The following is a 20,699-nucleotide window of genomic DNA, read 5'->3' as shown; positions in this document are numbered from 1 at the left end:
TTCCCCTCCGCTCTCCTATAGAAATATTTTCCCCTGATCATCTCAAGAAGAATTTCGGGTTCTGCGAAGATGGATGACTCATTTTTATTCCCTTGCAAGCCAATCCGCCTGGATGTAGAATTGCTCGTTTCCCCTCTGTGGTTCATGTGCAGAAAAAGAAGGCCGGCTGCGACAATTTATGAATAACAGATCTGAACCTGCAACACACAAGATATCCACCAGACAGAAGCTTCTCGATTCCCCTGTCCACATTCTGCCGCTCTCAACCCGCAACAGCAACAAACTGGTGCAGATGGGGTTTAAAACAGTCAGGGAGGCATTCCGGGCGGCTCTGGCCGGCCGCCTTTACTCCCGCAAACTCGGAGGAGCCGATTTTGAAAACATGGTGCTTGAAGCGGGATGCACCATCCTCGGTCACCCGGTATTCAACCGAAATACTCTGAAATCCTTCCACCCCCTTGATTGCGAAAATACATTTGCCGACGTCCTCTGCCGTTTCAGCGGTCAGGAGATTGATCTGAACCACGATTTCATGCCCCGCTCGGTCAGGGATATCCTCCTCCCTTCAGCGATGCACAATACCGTTGAGGCCTGCGGCATAAAAACCCTGAAAGACCTGCTGCTCTTTCCCGCAAAAGATCTGGCCCTGATCGATGGAGATACCGACACGAGTCTCGGCCCGTTTCTGGCGCATGTCTTCGACTTCATTTTTATCCTGAATGGCCGGAGCTTCGACTGCGTGGCTACCGGCAATGCACTTTTCAGGCAGGATGAAGCGGGCAGCAGTATCCAGCTTGCCGACCCATCTTCCTTGAGTGACTGGCCCCATGAAGAAATGCTCTCTGAAGGTTCCGCCTTTCTTGAAGAACACCCGCCTGAAACAATATTATTCTTCAGAAATGCCGCCGGGGCGATCTTCACAAACGGTGCCGGCGCCGCTTCCGCCTGTATCACCTTCACCCAGCCCCGGTCGGCTGGCCGGCACAGCTTCGAATTCAGCGACGGGGCCTGTGATCTCTGCCCCAACCCTCGGAACCAGAGAAAAAAATGCTGCCATGTCGCGGCCCTTGCCCTCCGACTGCTGCACGGGGATGATTCTTCCGGCGACATCCGGGAGCCCCTGCCACTTTTTTTCATGAAAACCCCCTGGCCGGTCATCGCGCGGATTCTCTTCGAGATGTTCGGGCACCGAAACGATTCAGGGGCGACTGTCTGCATGCAGGACAACTCCTGGCAGCTGTCTATCCCGGGACCCGGCAACACCCGATATGCCCGGATGAATTTCGATGCGAAAACCGCAGGCCTGGCCGGGGCCCTGTTCGGTGACCGCCTGAACTGGCACACCCCTCCACCGGAACTCCCCGACCCGGCAAGGGTTGTCAGGCTGCAGCAAAAACTTCTGGAACTCGGCAGAAATGAAGCCGAAGCGGAGCTCAACGCTCTCGGTAAAAGGACTCATGGCCAGGAAAGGGACGAATCGGTCTGGATGTGGCTCGCCTCCAGAATGTGCCAGCAGATCGACCCGAAAAATACCAGCCTGGAAGGACCAGGAACCGACACCCTTTTCACCTTCAGCGCCTCCGGAGGAAAAGCAGGAGAATATTCCTTCCGGATGACCGTCCCCAGGGCAAAGACCCCGGACCTCGTTGATGCCCTGGCCAACTGCGGCAAGGGAGAGATTCTTCTTCCCGCCGCCATGGCGATCACCAGGATAACCATGGATGAGGACGGCGCAATCCTCGTTTCCCCACAGCTCGCCCTCACCGATGGCCGGATTCTCGCCAGGTCCGAACTGGAGGAACAACTCTACGGCCGATATTATTACCTCCCCGGAGAAGGATTCCTGCCCGTAAAAGAGCAATCCTCTGAACACACTATTGCGGCAAAGAAAAACCGGCCCCGGAAATTTTCCGCCGATCTGGTCCCCGGAATGATCGAAACCCACCGGGGCGTTTTCACTGCCCCGGAAAACGAGATTGATCCGGATCTTACAGAACTCAAGATCCAGGAGACACCTGATGTCCTGGAAGTAAGCTCCTTCTCCAGTGATCTCGACTGGTGCTATCTTTCCGGCTCATACGGCATCGGCAACCGCCGGATCTCGCTCACCGAACTGCTGAACGCCAGAACCGACAACCGAAAGTATCTCCCCGCCGAACGGAACTGGCTGAAACTAAACGACAGCGCCCTCTCCTGGTTTCACAACCTGGGAGAGGAGCGGCTCTGGGCGAATGGGCAGACGGGAGATAAGGGGGTCCGCCTGACCCGCAGGGAAATGCTGATGCTCTCGGCGATCATCCCCGACCTGCAGATGGCTGAATCGGCCAGGGGGCGGGATCTTCTTGACCAGCTGCTCCAGACCGACCGCTGGATCGAAAACGACAACCTTGCCGGCATGCCGGAGCATCTCAGAAAGTACCAGAAACATGGCGCCGCCTGGCTCAACCAGATTTATCATAACCGGCTGGCGGGCATCCTGGCGGACGACATGGGCCTTGGCAAAACCCACCAGGCCCTTGCCCTGATGAGCATCATTCTCAAAAGCGGCAACCTGAAGGGCCGGTTCCTGGTGGTTTGCCCCGCCACGGTGGTGCCCCACTGGGCTGAAAAGATCAAAGCCTTCTTCCCGGACCTGACGTACTATATCTATCATGGCAGCCGCCGGGACCTGGTCAAGGCCAGTCAGAGCAAAATTTTCATCACCACCTACGGCATCATGCGGCGTGATACCAAGGCCCTCTCTTCCTGGGAATTCGAGCTGATCTTCTTTGATGAGATCCAGCAGGTAAAAAACAAAAAGACCGACGTCCACAAAGCGGCCTCGATGCTGAACAGCAAGGTGGTGATAGGCCTGACCGGGACCCCGCTTGAAAACTCGGTCTATGACCTGAAAGCGATCTTTGACATCTGCCTGCCCGGATATCTGGGAAGTGACCATGATTTCCGGACCAGATTCGGCGACCCGATCGAAGAAGACAACAGTTCCGAGGCCAGGGAGTCTCTTACCAGAATTATCAACCCCTTTCTCTTACGCCGGACCAGGGAGCAGGTGCTGATTGAACTGCCGGAAGTCATTGAGGACTTCCGGATCTGCAAACTGAGCGAAGACCAGATCAGTCTCTACCGGGAGCTGATCAGCGGCCGCGGCCGGGAGATCCTGGAAATGGTTTCCCCGGAACAGGGTGCGGGCTCCCTCCCCTATATGGAACTGCTGGCGGTAATCAATTACCTGAAACAGATCTGCAATCACCCGTGCCTGATAAAAAAATGCACCGATCCCGACCGTTTCCGGAGCGGCAAGTGGGACCTGTTTCTCGAACTGCTGCACGAGTGCCTCGACTCTTCGATGAAAGTCGTCGTGTTCAGCCACTACACGAAAATGCTCGACATCATTGAAACATATCTCGCCAAGAACCATATCAGCTACTGCAATCTGCGCGGGGACATGCCCATCAGCCAGCGCCACGAGATGATCCGGAAATTCAATTCCGACGATTCCTGCAAGGTTTTTTCCGCAAGCCTGCTCGCCGGCGGGGTCGGCGTCGACCTCACCGCCGCCCAGGCGGTTATCCATTACGACCGCTGGTGGAATGCGGCGCGCGAAGATCAGGCCACCGCCCGGGTACACCGGATGGGCCAGAAGAACGTGGTCCAGGTCTTCAAGCTGATCACCGAAGGGACCCTTGAGGAAAAGATCCACACCATGATCACCCGAAAGAGAGAACTGGCAAACCACATGGTCCGCGAAGATGATTCGGCGATCATCAAACGACTGAGCCGCGAGGAACTCATCGACCTCCTCTCCTCCGCCCCCTGACCCTGCTGAAACGAAATCCCCCGATACCGCCTGTTGCCCCGCCCTTTTTCTTGTGTATTCCGGGCTCTGTCAATATAATGGTCTCAGTGTCTGATAACCTATCGCCATGGCAGAGGATAGCAACCATTGAAAACTCCCCCTACCTGCGTCACCCCGAAAGGGTGCTTTGTCTTCGGAATCCATAAACCTTCCTTTACCGTCGAAAATTACCGGGCAGGTGACGGTGTCGAGCAGCTTGGCGCAAAAGGGGATGGAAACGCGATCGACAATTGCCGCAATTACCCGCCGGGCAGGGTGGTTGAAACAGATGCCCCCTGGATCTATGAAATCCCCAACCCCTTTCCTTTCCGGGGGGTGACCTTCATCAAGAAGGACTGGGCCGATGCGCGGGCGAAAAACCCCTCCTCGATCCGCCTGCCCGCCCGCCGGGAGTCCTCTCTTTCCGAAAGCCTGGCAACGATCCTCGGGAACAAGGATCCCGAAAGTCTCGCTGCCGCCTTTGCCGGTCTGCCGCACGCCATGCTCCTGGCCGCCGCCACCACCTCAACCGACCCGGCCGACCTTGTCCGGCTCGCCGAAATTTCCTGCGCCATCATCCATGACCCGGTAAGTCACGAACCGACGGGCATTCTCTTTCAGGACCGTCCCGGGCGGGAACCCTCCCCGGAAGTCTTCGACCACGCTCTTTTTGAGGCCCTGGTGAACAACCCGTTCCTCCCGGACAGCTACAAGAATATCATGGTCCTGAAGCCCGGTATCCAGGGGGGGAGTGAAATAGTCGGCGAATACACCTCGACGGGCGGCGGCGGGAACCATGTATTCGAGTACCTGCGGCGCAACAGCTATATCGGCTGGGGTCATTACGCCGCCAATATGGCAAATGACGCGGTGCGCTACGCAATCAGCGATCTTGACCGGAAAGACATGACCGGCCTGCGACATCTTTATTATCAGCGCACCTACTGCAGGCTGGCTGAAGATCTCGGGTTGACCCCGGAAATTCCGCAACTGCCGATGCCCGAAAGCGCACTTGAAGACCTCCGGCTTGAAATTCTGCGCACCATTGCCGACAAAGGTGCGGGAACATTCACCGCCACCCTATGGGGCTGGAATTTCGGCTTTGACTTTGCCCCGAGCGGATATCGCCTGCATGCCTCGCATCAGCAGATCCATCAACAGTACGCCCTTGTTCCGGCTCTGATCGCAGACCAGAATCAAACAGATTTTAAACCCTTCAGCTGCGGTGACCTGATCGCGGATTTCTGCACCGCCTTCCTGAAAGCCACCGGAAAATTCTTCTTTGCCTGCTACCTCGAAGCGATCCGATCAAACTCCCGGACCGACGGCCGCCAAGACTTGCCGGCAAGCCTGATCGTTTTCGAAGACGAACATGTCATCCTCTTCGTGCCCAAGGCCCAGACTTCTCAATGGGAGCTTCAGCTGATGTGCTTACAAGAAACGGGCAATATCCTGGAATGCAACACCGCGACCCGCAGTTCGCTTGACCGGGGCATCCTTGCCGCCCAGAAAACTCTGGCCGGAATGGGTGCCGGAATGGTCACCACCATTGAGTACGCCAAAAGACTCGACTCCAATGACAGCGACCAGCGGCTCTTGTACTCATTTCTACCGAAACTCCCGGAATCTCCGGGCGCCTTCAGTGAAGCGCAACTCCGTTTCATCAACGGCCATTATCCGGAAGATTTCGCTGAAGCCTGCCGCCTCTCACTCAACAGGAACCCATCATGAATCTGACCGACCACGAGGAGTTGAAAAAATACCAAACCTTTTATCCGGCGGGGAGCGTCATCTTTTCCGAAGGTGATCAGGCCCGTGACCTCTATGTTCTCGATTCCGGCCGGTTGGACGTGGTGAAAGGCGGGAAGAAGATCAGCGAAATCAAAGAACCTGATTTTTTCGGCGAGCTCTCATTTCTGCTCGGAACGGTGCGGATCGCCTCGGTAGTCGCGGTTGAGGATTCGCGGGTGCTCCGTTTCCCGAGCGACGAAGTGAATACTTTATGGCGGCAGTACCCCGAGTTCGGTGAACATCTGGCGAAGATCCTGGCCAGGCGCCTCCATGACACCACCAACATCGCCCAGGGGTTCAGGGAATTCTGCGACCGGATGCCCGATGCGGTGATCATGACCGACACCAGACATCGGGTCCTCTCCTGGAACCGCGCTGCGGAGAAGCTCTACGGCAGGAGCTGGACGGACATGCGCGACAAACCGATTGAAGAGGTCTATGACAATCAGGCGGCCTTTCACCAGTTCATGGCCGAATTGCCCGACCATGGTGTCATGAGCGAAAAAACCCTGAAAATCAACCATCCGGAAAAAGAGTGGTTTTTCGTCTCCACCAGCACCACCCTGCTCAAGGACCCCCATGACAACATCCAGGGGTATCTGTTTCTGAGCCGTGACGCGACCAGCCAGCAGCAGCTCGCGGTCAAACACCGCCGGATCAAGAACTGGCTTCCCCTGCTGCTGCTCGCGGTGGTCATTCTTTCGGGCTGGATTTTCTGGGAACATCTCTCCCCCGCAAAATCCCCCGGCATCGAAACCGCCCACAGCCCCATCGCCTTCCAGACCAGGCTTGCTGATGACATCAAGGCCCTTGAGCTGGCTCTTTCCCCGTTGCTTGGGCAAAATTACCAGAAAAATTCCGGGATGATTCTTGCGGAATATTTCGCCCGCTATCAGCCTTCCCTGGTCGGCATTCCCGGGCTGATGCTCCTTGACCGCAACCGGAAAGTGGTCACCGCCCACACCCCTGCTCACCCCGAATGCTCGACCCTGATCGGCAAACCTTACGACGGCACGAGATACCCCGGCGAGAATGGCAATACCAACGGGACTCTGGCGATTTATCTGGCAGAACGGCCCCCACAGGCCGGAGGCAGAAGCATTGAAGCGGTGGTGGCAATCAGCGACCGGGCCGGAATCAATCAGGGCTGGCTGGTTTTGCGCCTTGACACGGAAACCATCGAGAAAAACTTCTCCGTCACCATCAAGGAGATCGCCGCAGCGTTGTAGTCTTGTCCGCCAGGCTCACTGTCATCCTTCGACAAGCTCAGGATGTGCGGAATTGCTATTACACTGTATATCAGCCCCGGTCACTGCCGTCCTTCCATAGCCCATCAAAGCCCGCTCATCCTGAGCTTGTCGAAGGATGGCCCAACCCCGGCCCCGCTGCACATCGAAGTTGGCATTAATAAACAATATAGGCAGGTTACCTCATATACCAAAACCCGGACTCCCTTGCGCTGGGAATCAGCTGAATCCTTCTCCCCGGATCCAATTTCGGAACGCCCACCCTCTTCTTAATTCACCGCAGAAACCCTCTGCCTGTTGACCGCCTGCATAAAAAAAGCTATTTTGTCCCCTTCCTGAAAAAATTCAGGATTTAACGATGCCAGCAAGGAACAGACACCATGAATAAAGATGAGTTGCGCAGCTCGTCTGCTCGTACCGATAAGCGAGCTTGCGAGACATCGAGACTGGTACCCGAAGGGTGCAAAAAAGGCTATTTCGGACAATGGGGCGGAGCATTTATTCCCGAGGTTCTCTACGAGACCTTCCGGGAACTGGACGAATCATTCGAAAGTGTCCGGAACGACAAGGCTTTCTGGGACGAATATGTCGCCCTGATGCAGAACTACTCCTGCCGTCCCACCCCGTTGACCAAAGCTGAGAATCTCTCCAGACATTTCGGCGGCGGAACCATCTACATCAAGCGTGAAGACCTGAACCATACCGGGGCCCACAAGGCGAACAACGTGATGGGCCAGGGGCTGCTGGTCAAACGGATGGGTAAAAAACGGGTAATCGCCGAGACCGGCGCCGGCCAGCATGGAGTGGCCACCGCCACCATGGCCGCCCGTTTCGGATTTGACTGCACGATCTACATGGGTGAGGAAGACGTGGCTCGGCAGCGGCCCAACGTCTTCTGGATGGAGAAGCTCGGCGCGACCGTGGTCCCGGTGACCAGCGGTTCAAAAACCCTGAAGGACGCGATCAACGAGGCGTTCCGCGACTGGGTCACTTCGATGGATGACACCCATTACGTTATGGGCACGGTGTGCGGGCCGCACCCCTTCCCGGAGATGGTCGCGTGGTTTCAGTCGATCATCGGCATCGAGGCAAGGGAACAGATCTTGGCCCAGCACGGCTCGCTTCCGGCCCGGGTCTTTGCCTGTGTAGGCGGCGGCTCGAACGCCATGGGAATCTTTCAGGGATTTCTTGCCGATCCGGAAGTGCAGCTCATCGGCGTGGAAGCGGGCGGCCATGGCTTAAAATCAGGTCAACATGCGGCCCGCCTGGCAGGCGAAGACGCTTCCCCGGGGGTCGCCCAGGGGTACAAGACCATGTTCCTGCAGGACGATGACGGCCAGATGCTGGACACTCACTCCGTCGCGGCCGGACTCGATTATGTCGGGGTCTCCCCGATCCTTGCCGACTTAAACGATAAAGGCCGGGTGCGCTTTGCTGCCGCAACCGATCGGGAAGTGATGGAGGCGCTCGAACTCACCATCAAAAAAGAAGGGATCATCCCGGCCCTCGAATCATCGCACGCCTTTGTCCAGGCCTACAAGGAAGCGCCGGAAACAAAGAAGGATGAGGCAATCATCATCAATATGTCCGGCCGGGGCGACAAGGACATCTTCACCATCGCCCAGGCCTTCAACGACCCGTCCTGGAAAAAATTCATCATCAAGAAAGGTCAGGAATATGCAGCTCAATGATTATATAAATAACGCCCGGAAAGAGAAGAAGATCCTGCTCATGACCCATCTGGTTCTGGGCTATCCTTCGTTTGCCGTGAACCGCGAGGTGATCCGCCAGATGGTCGAGAACGGGGTCGAGCTGATCGAGATGCAGATCCCCTTCTCGGAACCGGTTGCCGACGGGCCGATGATCCTGAAGGCGAATCAGGACTCGCTAAGCGCGGGAACCAGAGTGAGTGATTGCCTTGATTTTGCCGCCGAGATCACCCGGACCCACGACATCCCCTTCCTGTTCATGACCTATTACAACATCATCTTCAAGTACGGGGTGGAGGCGTTCTTCAGGAAAGCACAGGAGATCGGGATCAGGGGTTTCATCGTCCCGGACATGCCGCCGGAAGAGGGGGAGGAATTCCTGGCCCTGGCCGATAAATATCAGATCGCCCCGATCCTGATCTTTGCCCCCACCAGCACCGATGAGCGGATGAAGGAACTCGCCGCCCATGCCAAGGGATTTATCTACTGCGTCGCCCGGCGCGGAGTAACCGGCAAAGAGACGGAATTTGACGCGGACTTCAATGACTACATCGCCCGCTGCCGCAAGGCCACCAATCTGCCGCTGGCGGTGGGCTTCGGGATCAGCAACCGGAACGACGTGAAATACCTGACCGGCAAGGGCGACATCGCGGTGATCGGCACCAAGACCATCCGCCTGGTGAATGAAGAAGGAGCAGCAGCGGTCGGCCCGTTTATCGCCGGACTGCGACGCGGCTGACGCCGCGAATTAAAAATGTAAAGCGGTAAAGCGTAAAGCGAATAAAGTAAAGTAAAGCGTAAAGCGTAAAGTAATAAAGTGGGACGATCCTAAATAACTAACAAATTATGACAAAGTGAATTTGTTCTGCTTCACGAGCTTTTCGCCTCTTTCCACCGCATAGCCGATGCCGGGGACACTCATTCCGAATGCGCGAGCTAATTCCGTTAATGAGATCCCGAGTTCCCTCGCAGCCCAGAAGCAGACAAGACTTCTCGCCTTCACTTTACGATCTTTGCGCCCTGGAGAATATATCTCTTCAACGTCTATCCCAAAAATTTCCGCAGCCCTTTCAGCTAGACGAGGCAAATCATACCCAAGGGACCTCAGTTTATAGCGTCTCTCAAGGGCTTCTTCTGCTTGAGAAAGTGCAGCTTCAACAAAATCTGATTCTCCCAATATCCGCTCGTCGCCCATGCTATGGTCTCGCGCCCCGGACGTCAGGCGTTTAACTTCCTTCCAACCACCGAGACTTCGCACCAGACCGCCGCCAACCAATTCCGTCCGGCGTCCCTGTTGAAGTCCTTCTTCCATATATGAACGGTAGGCAAGACGCGCGGCGTGGTACGTTTTGTTGAATGAAGAGAGAACATAATCCGTTCCTTGCCATGCTCTCGAAACCAGACCCATGAGCGCACTATGACCACAGTACGGATATCTATCCAATTGCTCAATATCGGTGACCAGCCCGGCCCGAATGGGATTCAAATGAATATAACGAACCAGTTCCTTGAGATAGACTTCCTCCTGGCACACAATTGATTTGAATCGATTCTGAAACAGCTGACCATGACGCTTATGACGCCGATTAAAGCTGATGACATAGCCGGTCAGCAACCTTCTCATCAGGTTAGAAAGAGGGATATCTCCGGTTCGGAACAGGAAGTGGGCGTGATTAGAGAGAAATGACCAGCCATAACAAGCGGTATGTGTTTCCGGAAGCAGTCTTCCAAGCCGTTCCAGAAAATCTTCGCGGTCCTTCTTATTTCTAAATATGTTACGGCGCTCAATCCCACGAATCATTACATGGTGAAACACCCCTGGGGCGTCGAGTCTTGCTGTGCGTGGCATGAGTGCATTTCTACCAATAAAGCCGCCAACAATCAAGATAGTTATTTATTTAAGATCGTCCCGCATTAAAGCCGCCAACAATCAAGATAGTTATTTATTTAAGATCGTCCCGCATTAACATTACATTACATTAATTAACAGTTTCTTGACTCGCCGAGGGTGAATTTATTTCCAGTTGATGAGGGAACAGCCGAGTTCTACTGCTCGGTCCTGAACCAATTGAAAAATGCAGGCACCCCGATCCCCACGAATGACATCTGGATTGCAGCCACGGCTTTCCAACATGGTCTCAAACTCTACACCCTTGATGCCCATTTTGCTCGAATCGACGGTTTGCTCCGCATCTAACACAGGGTAAAACACATGGCTGGCGCCATAGCTGGAATGTAGAATTAAAAATGAAGAGTTAAGAATTGTTGTTTCGTATCACTCTTCATTCTTCACTCTTAACTCTTCATTCTTTAAACCCCAAGATAGGCACTCTTGACGCGGTCATCGCCGAGCAGGTCGGCCGATTCCCCCGACATCGTCACCCGGCCGTTTCCCATCACATAGCCCCGGTGGGCCACATGGAGCGCGAGGTTCGCGTTCTGCTCGACCAGGAAGATAGTGGTGCCGTGCTCGCTGTTGATCCGTCTGATGATCTCGAAGATCTGCCGGATGATTAGCGGGGCAAGCCCGAGAGAGGGCTCGTCCAGCAGGAGCAGCTTCGGCCGCGCCATCAGCGCCCGTGAGATCGCGAGCATCTGCTGCTCGCCTCCGCTTAAGGTGCCGCCAAGCTGGTTGCGACGCTCGGCCAAGATCGGAAAAAGGTCCATGACGTACGCCAGATCCTGCCTGATTGCGGCCCGGTCATTGCGTAAAAACGCCCCCAGGTCCAGATTCTCAAGCACGGTGAGGTCTGGGAAAATATGCCGGCCCTCCGGCACCTGACTGATTCCGGCTGCAACAATCCGGTCAGGGGGCAGGCCATTGAGCTCTTCTCCTGCAAAAACAATCTTCCCCTCCCGGGGCGGAACAATCCCCGAGATCGACATCAGGGTGGTGGTCTTCCCCGCGCCGTTGCCGCCGATCAGGGTGATGATCTCGCCCTTGCGGATCTCAAGATCAACCCCCCGCAGCGCCTCGATCGCCCCGTAATATGTCTTTACCCCGGACAATCGCAGCATCAGAACTCCTCACCCAGATAGGCCTTGATCACCACTGGATCATTCCGCACCTCTTCGGCATTCCCTTCCGCAATCTTCCTTCCGTAATCCATCACCACGATCCGGTCGGATAGGCTCATCACCAGTTTCATATCATGCTCGATCATCAGGATTGAAATCCCCTCTTCATCACGGATCCGGACGATGAGTTCATCGAGTTCCGCAGTTTCCTGGGGGTTCATCCCGGCCGCCGGTTCGTCAAGCAGCAGCAGGAAGGGGTCGGTGGCGAGAGCCCGGGCGATCTCCAAACGCCGCTGGATCCCGTAAGGGAGGTTCCCGGCCAGTTCATTCACATACCCGGCAATGCCGATCTTCTTCAGTAACCGGTAACTTTTCGCGACAATTTCGCACTCTTCCAAAACGGTGTTGCGGTTCCTGAAGATCGCGCCGAATATCCCGGATCGCGTGCGGCAATGGCAGCCGATCATCACATTCTCAAGAACACTCATGTCCGGGAAGAGGCGGATATTCTGAAAGGTCCTGGCAAGACCATGTTCGGTGACCAGATTCGGTTTCAGACCGTTCAACCGCACCTCGTCCCTTCCCGGTCCGACGCAGGAAATCTCGCCACCGGTGGGTTCGTAGATTCCGGTGATGCAGTTGAAGAAGGTAGTCTTGCCTGCGCCGTTGGGACCGATCAGGGCGACGATCTCTCCCGCCCGGACATCGATATCAATCCCGTCCAGGGCCCGAAGCCCGCCAAACTCCATGGTGAGTTTCTTCACGCTGAGGATGGTTCCGTTCATTCGACGTCGCCCTCTTCACCATGAAATGTATAGACCCTGCGGACATTACGGATGATCCCCTGGGGCCGGAAAATCATCATCACCACCATGATCGCCCCGAAGATCAGCATCCGGTAATCGGCGAAAGCACGCAGATATTCGGGAAGCAGGACCAGAACCAGGGCGCCGATGACCACCCCGGCAATGGAGCCCATGCCGCCCAGGACAACAATCGAGAGGATAATGGCCGATTCCAGGAAAGTGAAACTCGCCGGATTGATGAAGGTGGTCTTGGCTGCAAAGATCACCCCGACCATCCCGGCCCAGGTGGCCCCCATGGCAAAGGCGGTCAGCTTGGTTTTCGTCTTGTCGATCCCCATGGCCTGACAGGCGATCTCATCCTCCCGGAGGGCGAGCCAGGCCCGGCCGATCCGGGAATCCTGCAGCCGATTCACCACAAAAACCGTAAAAACAACCAGCCCGACCACCAGATAGTAGAGATAGATGATCGCCGACTGCAGGGAGAGCTCTGCCCCGAACAGTCCCGGCCTCGGGATATTGGCAATCCCGCTGGGACCGAAGGAAAATTCATTCCAGTTCTCCATGACGAGCCGGATGATCTCTCCGAAGCCGAGGGTCACGATGGCCAGATAATCGCCCCGCAGCCGCAGTACCGGAAAGCCGAGAAGGATGCCGAAGGTCGCCCCGAGCACTGCGCCGATAGGTAGAGCGAGCCAGAAACCAATGCCGAAATGATAGTTCAGAAGGGCGTAGCTGTACGCCCCCACCGCATAGAAGGCGACATAGCCGAGATCAAGAAGCCCGGCCAGCCCCACCACGATATTGAGCCCGAGACCGAGCACCACATACATCAGGGCGGTGGTCATGATGTTGGTCTGATAGGCGGAAAAGAGAAAGGGAAAGCCCAGCACGAAACCACAGACAATACATAACCCCGGCAGGGAAAACCTGGGCTCGGCGAGCAGCTTCCTGATCCCGGCTTCGGCAGTGCCGAAACCGGCCACCCTTCGCCCCTCTTCCTTTCGCTGCAGGAGATAGCGCCCCAGCATGGAGAGAAAAAAACTGCCCGCCCCGACCAGAAACATATTCTGCCACCGCCACAGGATCACTCCCTCTATGGGGTTGACCTTGACAACCAGGATCGGAAAGGTCAGGAACATGAACCAGATCGCCAAGAGCCCTGACTTTTTTATTTCATCCTTGATCTTCAGCAAAACCTGCATCCCTAAACCTTCTTGTTGTCCTTCTTGCCCAGGATTCCCGCCGGCCGGAAAATCAGGATCAGCACCAGCAAGGTGAAGGCAAAGACATCTTCATAGTCACTGGACACATAGCCGGTGGCAAAACTCTCGGTCCAGCCGAGGATCAGGCTGCCGAGGACCGCACCCGGCACCGACCCGATGCCGCCGAGTACTGCGGCAGTGAAGGCCTTGATCCCGGCCAGAAAACCGATGTAGAAATTGATCTGCCCGATATGGGAAGCGATGAGCAGCCCGCCGATCGCGGCCAGGGCGGAGCCGATCACAAAGGTCATCGAGATGACCCGGTTGACATCAATACCGACCAGCATCGCCATCTTCCGGTCCTGGGCGGTGGCCCGCATCGCCTTGCCGATCCGGGTGAATTTGATAATCAGGGTTAAAATCACCATGACCACCGAGGTAACCAGAAGAATCGCCAGGTCAGAGGTGCCGACAATATTCACATAGGGTTCCATGAAAGGCATCTCGGGGATCAATGCCGGAAACGGCAAAAAATCGGAGGTCTGGGCGAGGAGCACATAATTCTGCAGAAAGATCGACATCCCGATGGCGCTGATCAGGGGCGACAGACGCGGCGCACGGCGCAATGGCTTATAGGCCACCTTCTCGATGGTGTACCCATAGGCAGCCGCATAGACCATTGCAGCAAGACCCGCACAGAGAAGAATCGCCAGCTGATTCAAACCGAGCACGGTGAGGACACTTGCCGTGATCAGAGCGGTAAAAGCGCCGATCATATAGATCTCGCCATGGGCGAAATTGATCAGCCCGATGATCCCGTAGACCATGGTATAGCCGAGAGCGATCAGGGCATAGATACTGCCCCGGGTCAGGCCGCTGAAAAACAACTCCAGAAAATAATCCACTTGTTCTCTTTTTTGTATTGTCGAATTAAACCGGATCCGCCCATGCACAACCAAATCATCGTTCCCGATAACAAACCAGAAAAAAACGAACAAGTAAATATTCTCAATTCTTTTTGGAACCACTCCAGCGCAACAGGCGGCAGAAAAAGGCAACCGCGTGTAAGGTTTTCCCTACAAAAAAATCAGCAATTTCCTACAGACACGAAATCAATTAAGTTGTAAGGTTTTTTTTCTCAAAAACACAACAATCGGTAAATGAACACTATGAGAAAGAGAGTAAACTGTTGGGAATTCAAGGATTGCGGCCGTGAGCCGGGAGGCCGGAAAGCCGAAACGGAAGGGGTCTGCCCGGCAACCATCGACCAGGAGTTCGATGGGGTGAATGGTGGTCAGGCGGCAGGCCGGTTCTGCTGGATGATCGAAAACACCAGCTGCAACAACCTGAACATCATCGCCTTTAAATTTATCAAATGCACCGAGTGCAAATTTTACCAGCTGGTGGAAGAAGAGGAAAACCGAAATCTGGTCCTCACCAAGTGGGACCTCGGGCGGGACCGTTCAAGAATAAATTCGGGGTGATTCCCATCAGTTTTTCAGATATTTTTCTCTTTCAAGAAAAAAATCTCATCCGGGCACCCAATTAAGCAGCTCCTCTCTTTTCAGACAATGCTTTTACCCTGACGCAATCTTTCTTGACGCACGGCTGTCTCCGGTGTGCGGGCCATCAGGGTAAAGCGGCGGGCATCATCCACCCATTGCAGACGCTGCAGAGGGGTGAGACACTGAAACGCCTCAAGCTGTTCGTCACTGACATGGTACGAAAACCCTCCTTTGCCGACGAGCATCTCTCTCATATCAAACACCATCCTCCCGAAGACGGCGCAGATGTGCAATATCGGCCAGATCCTGTACTCTTCCGCTCATTTCTTTCATCAGAATCATTCACCCTTCGGGTATAAGTTTCGTACGAGCAGACAAGCTGCTCAACTCAGCTATATCTTCAACCGAAGCCAGGGGGACCAGAGTTTTAAAAATATCGATATAAAACATTCTCTATTCCCAAATCCCTCTCAACAACATCGTGAAGAAACCACAATTGTGCTTTGCACGAAAAATAAATTATATTTCTACCTGACATATTTTTCTACTTCAATGATTTCCGGAATCCCCTCTTGTTTGGTGCAAAAAAAAAAGGAGGCCGATCGGCCTCCTTTTTCAGACATGCAAATCACATTCTATTTTACTTCCACATACTTCCCGTTCACCACCTGGAACATGGAGAAGCCGACTCCGATCGCGTCTCCCCGCTCATCGAAGCTGATCCTGCCGAGCGGGGTTTCCACGTACTCGCTGCGCAGGGCGGCGGTGACTGCCGCGTAGTCGGTGGAACCCGCCTTTTCGATGGCGTTCAGGAGCGCCTGGGTCGCGGCGTAGGCGTTCAGGAAAAAGGCGCCGGGGGACTCATTGTAGAGTTTTTTGTGTTCGGCAACCGCCTTTTTGGTCAGGGGGTTGTCCGAGGTGTCCATGGGGCCGGTGGCATAGACGCCTTCGGCGAATTTACCGGCGACCTTGATGAAGGTGTCGTCCTTGACACCATCATCGGAAATGAAGATGGTGTCGAGCCTCTTCTGCCGCATCTGGGTCACGATCTTGGACGCCTCCGGATGGTAGCCGCCGAAGATTACCGCTCCGGCGCCGGAGCGCTTGATCTTCTGGACAATGGCCGAATAATCAACCGCCCCCGGGGTTACTCCCTCATACAAAACAACCTTCGCCCGCGGATCTTTCTCGACAAACGCTTTTGCGAATTCGGCAAGTCCCTTGCCGTAATCGCCCTTGTCGTGAATGATCGCAATCTTTCTGAGCTTCAGCACGGTCAGGGCGAAGTCAACCTCGCGCCGCGCCTGGGCGTCGTCGGAGGCGATGGTCCTGAAGAAGTTCGGATACTCTCCGCTCTGGGTCAGATCGGGGTTGGTAGCCGACGGCGAGATGGTGACCATGCCGGCATCCTTGTAAATCCCCAGGGCCGCCTTGGTGGCGCCGCTGCAGATGTGGCCGATCACCGCATCAACTTTTTCCGAGACCAGCTTGGTCGCGGTATTGGTTGCCACCTCCGGCTTGCAAACGTCATCTTCCTGTAGAAGCTCAACTTTCTTGCCCAAAACGCCGCCGCTCCTGTTCACCTCTTCAACGACCATCCGGACCGCCTTCACCGTCGGCAAACCGTATGAAGCGAGATCCCCGCTGTGCGACCCGGCCACGCCAATCCTGACAGCCTTCCCGTCTTTTTTGTCACCACCACAGGACACAATCAACAATGCGGTCAGCAAAAGGGCCAGGGCCCTTATAATTCCGTATTTCATATTATCTCCATCCCCCCGATCAGTTAACATAGTATTGAATTTCATAAATATTAAAACGTTCCGCCCGACTCAATCACCGTCCCCGGCTCCGGCCTGGCATTTGGATTTACAATACAATTGCGGCCGACTTTCATCCCCTCCGAAACAACCGCTTCCTTGCCGACAACGGTGATGCCGGTAAACAGATGCTTTGGTGAAAGACGGTTCGGCAACTCTTTATCTTCGCCGCAGCCGACCACCGCCCCCTTTTTGACCGTCACCCGGCGGTCGAGCACCGCAAGATCGACCATCGCATCCGCTTCGATCAGGCAATCGGAGAAAACAACCGCGTCCCGGACCGAGGCCCCGGCTCTTACCACAACACCGGGAGAAAGAACCGAGTTGACCACCTCACCTTCAATGACGCAGCCGGCGGAGATCATCGACCCCCTGACTCTGCAGCCTGCAGCAAACCTCGCCGGAGGCCGGTCGGCGATCATCCCGTCGGTTTCGGGGTTGGAACAGATGCCCCACGCCTGGGGCGAGATCCCGGAATCCGGCCTGATGATGTCCATATTCGCTTCCCAGAACGCCTGGATGGTCCCGACATCGCGCCAGTATCCCTGGAATGGATAGGCAAACACGTCGTCCTTGGCAATGGCGGTCGGGATAATGTGCATGCCGAAATCGATTTCCCGCCGGTCGCGCTCAAGGGTTTCAAGAAGATACCCGGTATCGAAGACATAGATCCCCATCGAGGCGAGATTGGTCCTCGGCTTTTCCGGTTTCTCCTCCCATTCGACAATCCGGCCGTCCGGGTCGGTAATCCCGGTCCCGAACTGATGGATCTTGTCGATATCGACTTCCATCATGGCCACAGTGACGTCGGCCTCCTTTTCGCGATGGAAATCAATCATTCTCGCCAGATCCATCTGATAGATATGGTCTCCGGAGAGGATCAGCACCTCGCTGGATGGGTGGGACTTCAGAAAATCGATGTTCTGCCGCACCGCATCGGCCGTTCCCTTATACCAGTCCGAATCCTTCGATCCGGTCCGTGGCGGCAGGATCTTGACCCCGCGGCTCCGTCCGGTGAAATCCCAGGCCTCGCCGCTGCGCAAATGACGCATCAGGGACAGAGGCTTATACTGGGTGAGCACTCCGATCTGGTTCAACCCTGAATTCATCACATTGCTCAAGGAAAAATCAATGATCCGGTAGAGGCCGCCGAAAGGAACCGCCGGTTTCGCCCTGGACTGGACAAAAACATTCAGCCGACTGCCGATGCCGCCGGCCAGCAGGAGGACCACCGTACTGCCGTCATGAAAGGCTCTGGATTCAGCGTTCATTCAACACTCTCCCCGGCTGCGATGTCCCTGCCCAGCAGCTCCCGGGCAAGATGCGGGTAAAGGGTGCTGCCCGGGCCGATACTGCGCCCGGCCGGGATCTCGTTGCTCCAGCCGACCACGGCGGGATCTCCGCCCGGAGCCCCTTCAGCACAACCTACCCGGCAGCCGTCGCCGAAAATCACATCGACATCGCTGATCACCTTGCTGAGCATCGCATCCTCGCCGACGACATCATTGAAGAAAAGGATCGAATCCTTGACCACCGCCCCCCGCCCCACCCTGACTCCGGGAAAAAGAATGGAACGCTCAACCCGCCCCTCGATGACACAACCGTTATAGGCCAGACTATCGCTCACCTCACCATGGTCGCCAATCTTCAGCGGCTGGTAGTCGCGAATCCCCCGATGGTCGAGATTGGTCCGCACTCCCCAGTTTTCCATCTTGAGCCGCGGATTCTCACCCAGCAGATCCATACTGGTCTGCCAGTACTCTTCAACCGTCCGGGTATAGCCCCAGTAATCAAAGAATTTATAGCCATAAACCCTGCGCCCTTCGGCCATCATCTGCGGGATAATGTCCCTGCCGAACTCAAACGAATCACCCTCTTCGGCATTGCTCTTGAGCGTCTTCACCAACGCCTCCGGCCGAAAGCAGTAGACGGTCATCGAGGCCCAGTTGTATTCCGGTTTATAGGGTTTTTCAGTGTAGCGCAGAACCCGGCCTCCCATTTCGCCATCCTCATCGTCAATGTCGGCCACCCCGAAACGGTGGGCCCGTTTCAGCGGGACCTGAAGGCAACCGATGGTAAGATCGGCGCCCTTGGCCCGGTGGTATTCAATAATCTCCCGATAGTCCATATGGTACACATGGTCACCGGAGAGAATGAGGACGACTTCCGGATTATGGTACTGGATAAAATCAAGATTCTGATAGACGGCGTCGGCGCTGCCCAGATACCAGCTCGATTTCTGCGAACCCTTGAAAGGCGGCAGGATGGTCACCCCGCGATTCCGGCCGATCATATCCCAGGATGCGCCGATCCCGATATGGTTGATCAGGGAATAGTTGCGGTACTGGCTGAGAATCGCAACCCGCTCCAGGCCTGAATTCATGAGATTGCTCAGGGAAAAATCGATGATTCTGGCGAACCCGCCGAAAGGAACGGCGGATTTGGGACGATAATAGGTCAGTACATTCAGCTCGTCAACCCTGCCGCCTGCCAGGATCAGGGCCAGGGTACCATGCTTCAGCTTCATACGGGTTCCATTTTTTTCAAATGCTTGGTTGTCAGCCGGATCAGGTTCTGGGTGGTAAACTCCCCTTCGATATCAAAAGACTTCATGGGTATTTCGGCCCTTGCCGCTTCACGATGACCCCCGGCGGAACCAATCTTGCCGAACATGGTCGTAGCAATTTTCCCGGCGTTCTTTTTATAGCCGTCACACCTGTAGATGACGATCAGTTTATCAGCATGCACTCCGGAAACCAGAACCCAGGAAACCTCATGGACCCGGTTGAAAAAGTCGGCGATCATCACCAGGATATCCGGGCTCCTGACCCGCCCCATATGGACATACAAACGACGCTTTATTATACGAAACTCATTGAGAGCGGTCTGGAAATAATTCAGTTCCGATTTCCTGAGCTCGGAAAGCTCGATCTTGCGGACCAGATCGTGGTTGGCGATGTTATACAGGTAACGGAACGAGATGGCGTCAGCCGATACGGTGCGCTTCTCAAAGTTCTGGGTATCGACCTTGATCGCATAAAACAGGGCGGTGGCCAATGGCACCGAAGGCTTCATCCCGGCGGCCCGCAGATATTCCACCATCATTGAGGCCGTTGCCCCATACTCCTTCCGGATATCGACAAAGGGGGCAACCCACCCCTTGGTGGCCGGATGGTGATCAATCACCGCATCAAACCCGATACCTTCGAAACTCGGCAGATGGTCGGGCTGTGAATCAAGGATGATTTTACGATTGTAGTCGCCGATCTTGCAGTTCTGAAGGCGCTCCGCCTGGATCTTCAACAGGTCGACCATAGCGATATTGCTGAGTCTTCTGATCTCGTTGGGATAGGCAATGGTGATGCTTTTAACCCGGTAGCGCAAGAGCCGCTTGACGCTCAGGGCGCTGGCCAGTGCATCCGGGTCTGCGTTAATGATGACCAGAACATCATCATCCTTGCCGAAAATATCCCAGAATTCAATAAGCCGCTCTTTGGCCGTCCGCTTTTGCAGACTTTTGCCCTGCTTACCGTTCTGGCGTTGACCGTTCTTCAAAAACTCCCCCTGGAATACATTTCCTCAAATAAATAAAGCCAGGAATGACCTGGCACGCGGCTGTCAATGCGGTCCACCAATACTTTCACCCGGCCGGACAATGGAAACATCCGGCATCTGCTGAACCAACATCAGCCCTCCCCGTTGCTGAAGGAGAGGAATTTAACACATTTCATCACCAGGATGCAAGAAACTGAACATTTTACCACAT

Annotated in this window: 17 protein-coding genes; 7 read left to right on the top strand and 10 right to left on the bottom strand. The window is 55.3% G+C overall.

Features of this window, described 5'->3' with window-relative positions:
- Nucleotides 1-178 precede the first annotated feature (178 nt).
- The 5 genes from KKG35_08130 to trpA all read left to right on the top strand — a co-directional run bounded on the left by KKG35_08130 (nucleotide 179) and on the right by trpA (nucleotide 9,321).
- Nucleotides 179-3,817, top strand: a complete 3,639-nt coding sequence (locus KKG35_08130) for a DEAD/DEAH box helicase (GenBank protein MBU1738097.1) — start codon at nucleotides 179-181, stop codon at nucleotides 3,815-3,817.
- Nucleotides 3,818-3,943: 126 nt separating this feature from the next.
- Nucleotides 3,944-5,566, top strand: a complete 1,623-nt coding sequence (locus KKG35_08125) for a hypothetical protein (protein MBU1738096.1) — start codon at nucleotides 3,944-3,946, stop codon at nucleotides 5,564-5,566.
- Nucleotides 5,563-6,855 carry a cyclic nucleotide-binding domain-containing protein gene (locus tag KKG35_08120; GenBank protein ID MBU1738095.1) on the top strand — a complete coding sequence of 431 codons (1,293 nt, stop codon included), beginning with the start codon at nucleotides 5,563-5,565 and terminating at the stop codon, nucleotides 6,853-6,855. Before KKG35_08125 ends, KKG35_08120 begins: the two co-directional genes overlap by 4 nt.
- A gap of 398 nt (nucleotides 6,856-7,253) precedes the next feature.
- Nucleotides 7,254-8,564: a tryptophan synthase subunit beta gene (gene trpB / locus KKG35_08115; GenBank protein MBU1738094.1), complete on the top strand. Its 1,311-nt coding sequence runs from the start codon at nucleotides 7,254-7,256 to the stop codon at nucleotides 8,562-8,564.
- The gene (gene trpA / locus KKG35_08110; protein ID MBU1738093.1) at nucleotides 8,551-9,321 is read left to right on the top strand and encodes a tryptophan synthase subunit alpha; all 771 of its coding nucleotides are present in this window, start codon (nucleotides 8,551-8,553) and stop codon (nucleotides 9,319-9,321) included. The genes trpB and trpA overlap by 14 nt, the downstream gene beginning before the upstream one ends.
- Before the next feature lie 105 nt (nucleotides 9,322-9,426).
- Here the strand turns inward: trpA and KKG35_08105 are convergent, their stop codons facing one another.
- Nucleotides 9,427-10,431, bottom strand: coding sequence for a transposase (locus tag KKG35_08105; protein MBU1738092.1), 1,005 nt, complete (start codon nucleotides 10,429-10,431; stop codon nucleotides 9,427-9,429).
- A 159-nt stretch (nucleotides 10,432-10,590) separates the two neighbouring features.
- On the opposite strand from KKG35_08105, the gene KKG35_08100 reads away from it, so the two are divergent.
- Nucleotides 10,591-10,779, top strand: a complete 189-nt coding sequence (locus KKG35_08100; protein MBU1738091.1) for a PIN domain-containing protein — start codon at nucleotides 10,591-10,593, stop codon at nucleotides 10,777-10,779.
- A 113-nt stretch (nucleotides 10,780-10,892) separates the two neighbouring features.
- Here the strand turns inward: KKG35_08100 and KKG35_08095 are convergent, their stop codons facing one another.
- The 4 genes from KKG35_08095 to KKG35_08080 are packed head-to-tail and all read right to left on the bottom strand — an operon-like array spanning nucleotide 10,893 to nucleotide 14,513.
- Complete coding sequence (locus KKG35_08095; GenBank protein ID MBU1738090.1) at nucleotides 10,893-11,600, bottom strand: ABC transporter ATP-binding protein; 708 nt, start codon at nucleotides 11,598-11,600, stop codon at nucleotides 10,893-10,895.
- Complete coding sequence (locus KKG35_08090) at nucleotides 11,600-12,385, bottom strand: ABC transporter ATP-binding protein (GenBank protein MBU1738089.1); 786 nt, start codon at nucleotides 12,383-12,385, stop codon at nucleotides 11,600-11,602. The genes KKG35_08095 and KKG35_08090 overlap by 1 nt, the downstream gene beginning before the upstream one ends.
- A complete protein-coding gene (locus KKG35_08085) occupies nucleotides 12,382-13,608 on the bottom strand; it encodes a branched-chain amino acid ABC transporter permease (GenBank protein ID MBU1738088.1) in 1,227 nt (408 codons plus the stop codon). Before KKG35_08085 ends, KKG35_08090 begins: the two co-directional genes overlap by 4 nt.
- Nucleotides 13,609-13,610: 2 nt before the next feature.
- Entirely contained in the window at nucleotides 13,611-14,513 is a 903-nt protein-coding gene (locus KKG35_08080; GenBank protein MBU1738087.1) for a branched-chain amino acid ABC transporter permease LivH, read from the bottom strand.
- 264 nt (nucleotides 14,514-14,777) lie between these two features.
- On the opposite strand from KKG35_08080, the gene KKG35_08075 reads away from it, so the two are divergent.
- Complete coding sequence (locus tag KKG35_08075) at nucleotides 14,778-15,092, top strand: hypothetical protein (GenBank protein MBU1738086.1); 315 nt, start codon at nucleotides 14,778-14,780, stop codon at nucleotides 15,090-15,092.
- 80 nt (nucleotides 15,093-15,172) lie between these two features.
- Here KKG35_08075 and KKG35_08070 read toward each other — a convergent pair whose 3' ends face one another.
- The 5 genes from KKG35_08070 to KKG35_08050 form a co-directional block, all read right to left on the bottom strand.
- Complete coding sequence (locus KKG35_08070; GenBank protein MBU1738085.1) at nucleotides 15,173-15,379, bottom strand: hypothetical protein; 207 nt, start codon at nucleotides 15,377-15,379, stop codon at nucleotides 15,173-15,175.
- A gap of 369 nt (nucleotides 15,380-15,748) precedes the next feature.
- Nucleotides 15,749-16,876, bottom strand: a complete 1,128-nt coding sequence (locus KKG35_08065) for a branched-chain amino acid ABC transporter substrate-binding protein (GenBank protein ID MBU1738084.1) — start codon at nucleotides 16,874-16,876, stop codon at nucleotides 15,749-15,751.
- A gap of 50 nt (nucleotides 16,877-16,926) precedes the next feature.
- The gene (locus KKG35_08060) at nucleotides 16,927-18,204 is read right to left on the bottom strand and encodes an NTP transferase domain-containing protein (GenBank protein MBU1738083.1); all 1,278 of its coding nucleotides are present in this window, start codon (nucleotides 18,202-18,204) and stop codon (nucleotides 16,927-16,929) included.
- Nucleotides 18,201-19,460: a glucose-1-phosphate adenylyltransferase gene (locus KKG35_08055; GenBank protein ID MBU1738082.1), complete on the bottom strand. Its 1,260-nt coding sequence runs from the start codon at nucleotides 19,458-19,460 to the stop codon at nucleotides 18,201-18,203. Before KKG35_08055 ends, KKG35_08060 begins: the two co-directional genes overlap by 4 nt.
- On the bottom strand, nucleotides 19,457-20,488 hold the full coding sequence (locus tag KKG35_08050) for a phosphoethanolamine methyltransferase (GenBank protein ID MBU1738081.1): 1,032 nt from the start codon (nucleotides 20,486-20,488) through the stop codon (nucleotides 19,457-19,459). Before KKG35_08050 ends, KKG35_08055 begins: the two co-directional genes overlap by 4 nt.
- Between the last annotated feature and the right edge of the window lie 211 nt (nucleotides 20,489-20,699).

The sequence above is a fragment of the Pseudomonadota bacterium genome, from assembly GCA_018823285.1.
Classification (GTDB): domain Bacteria; phylum Desulfobacterota; class Desulfobulbia; order Desulfobulbales; family JAGXFP01; genus JAHJIQ01.
Note: the sequence above shows the minus strand (reverse complement) of the source record. Positions and strands in the feature narration are given on the sequence as shown.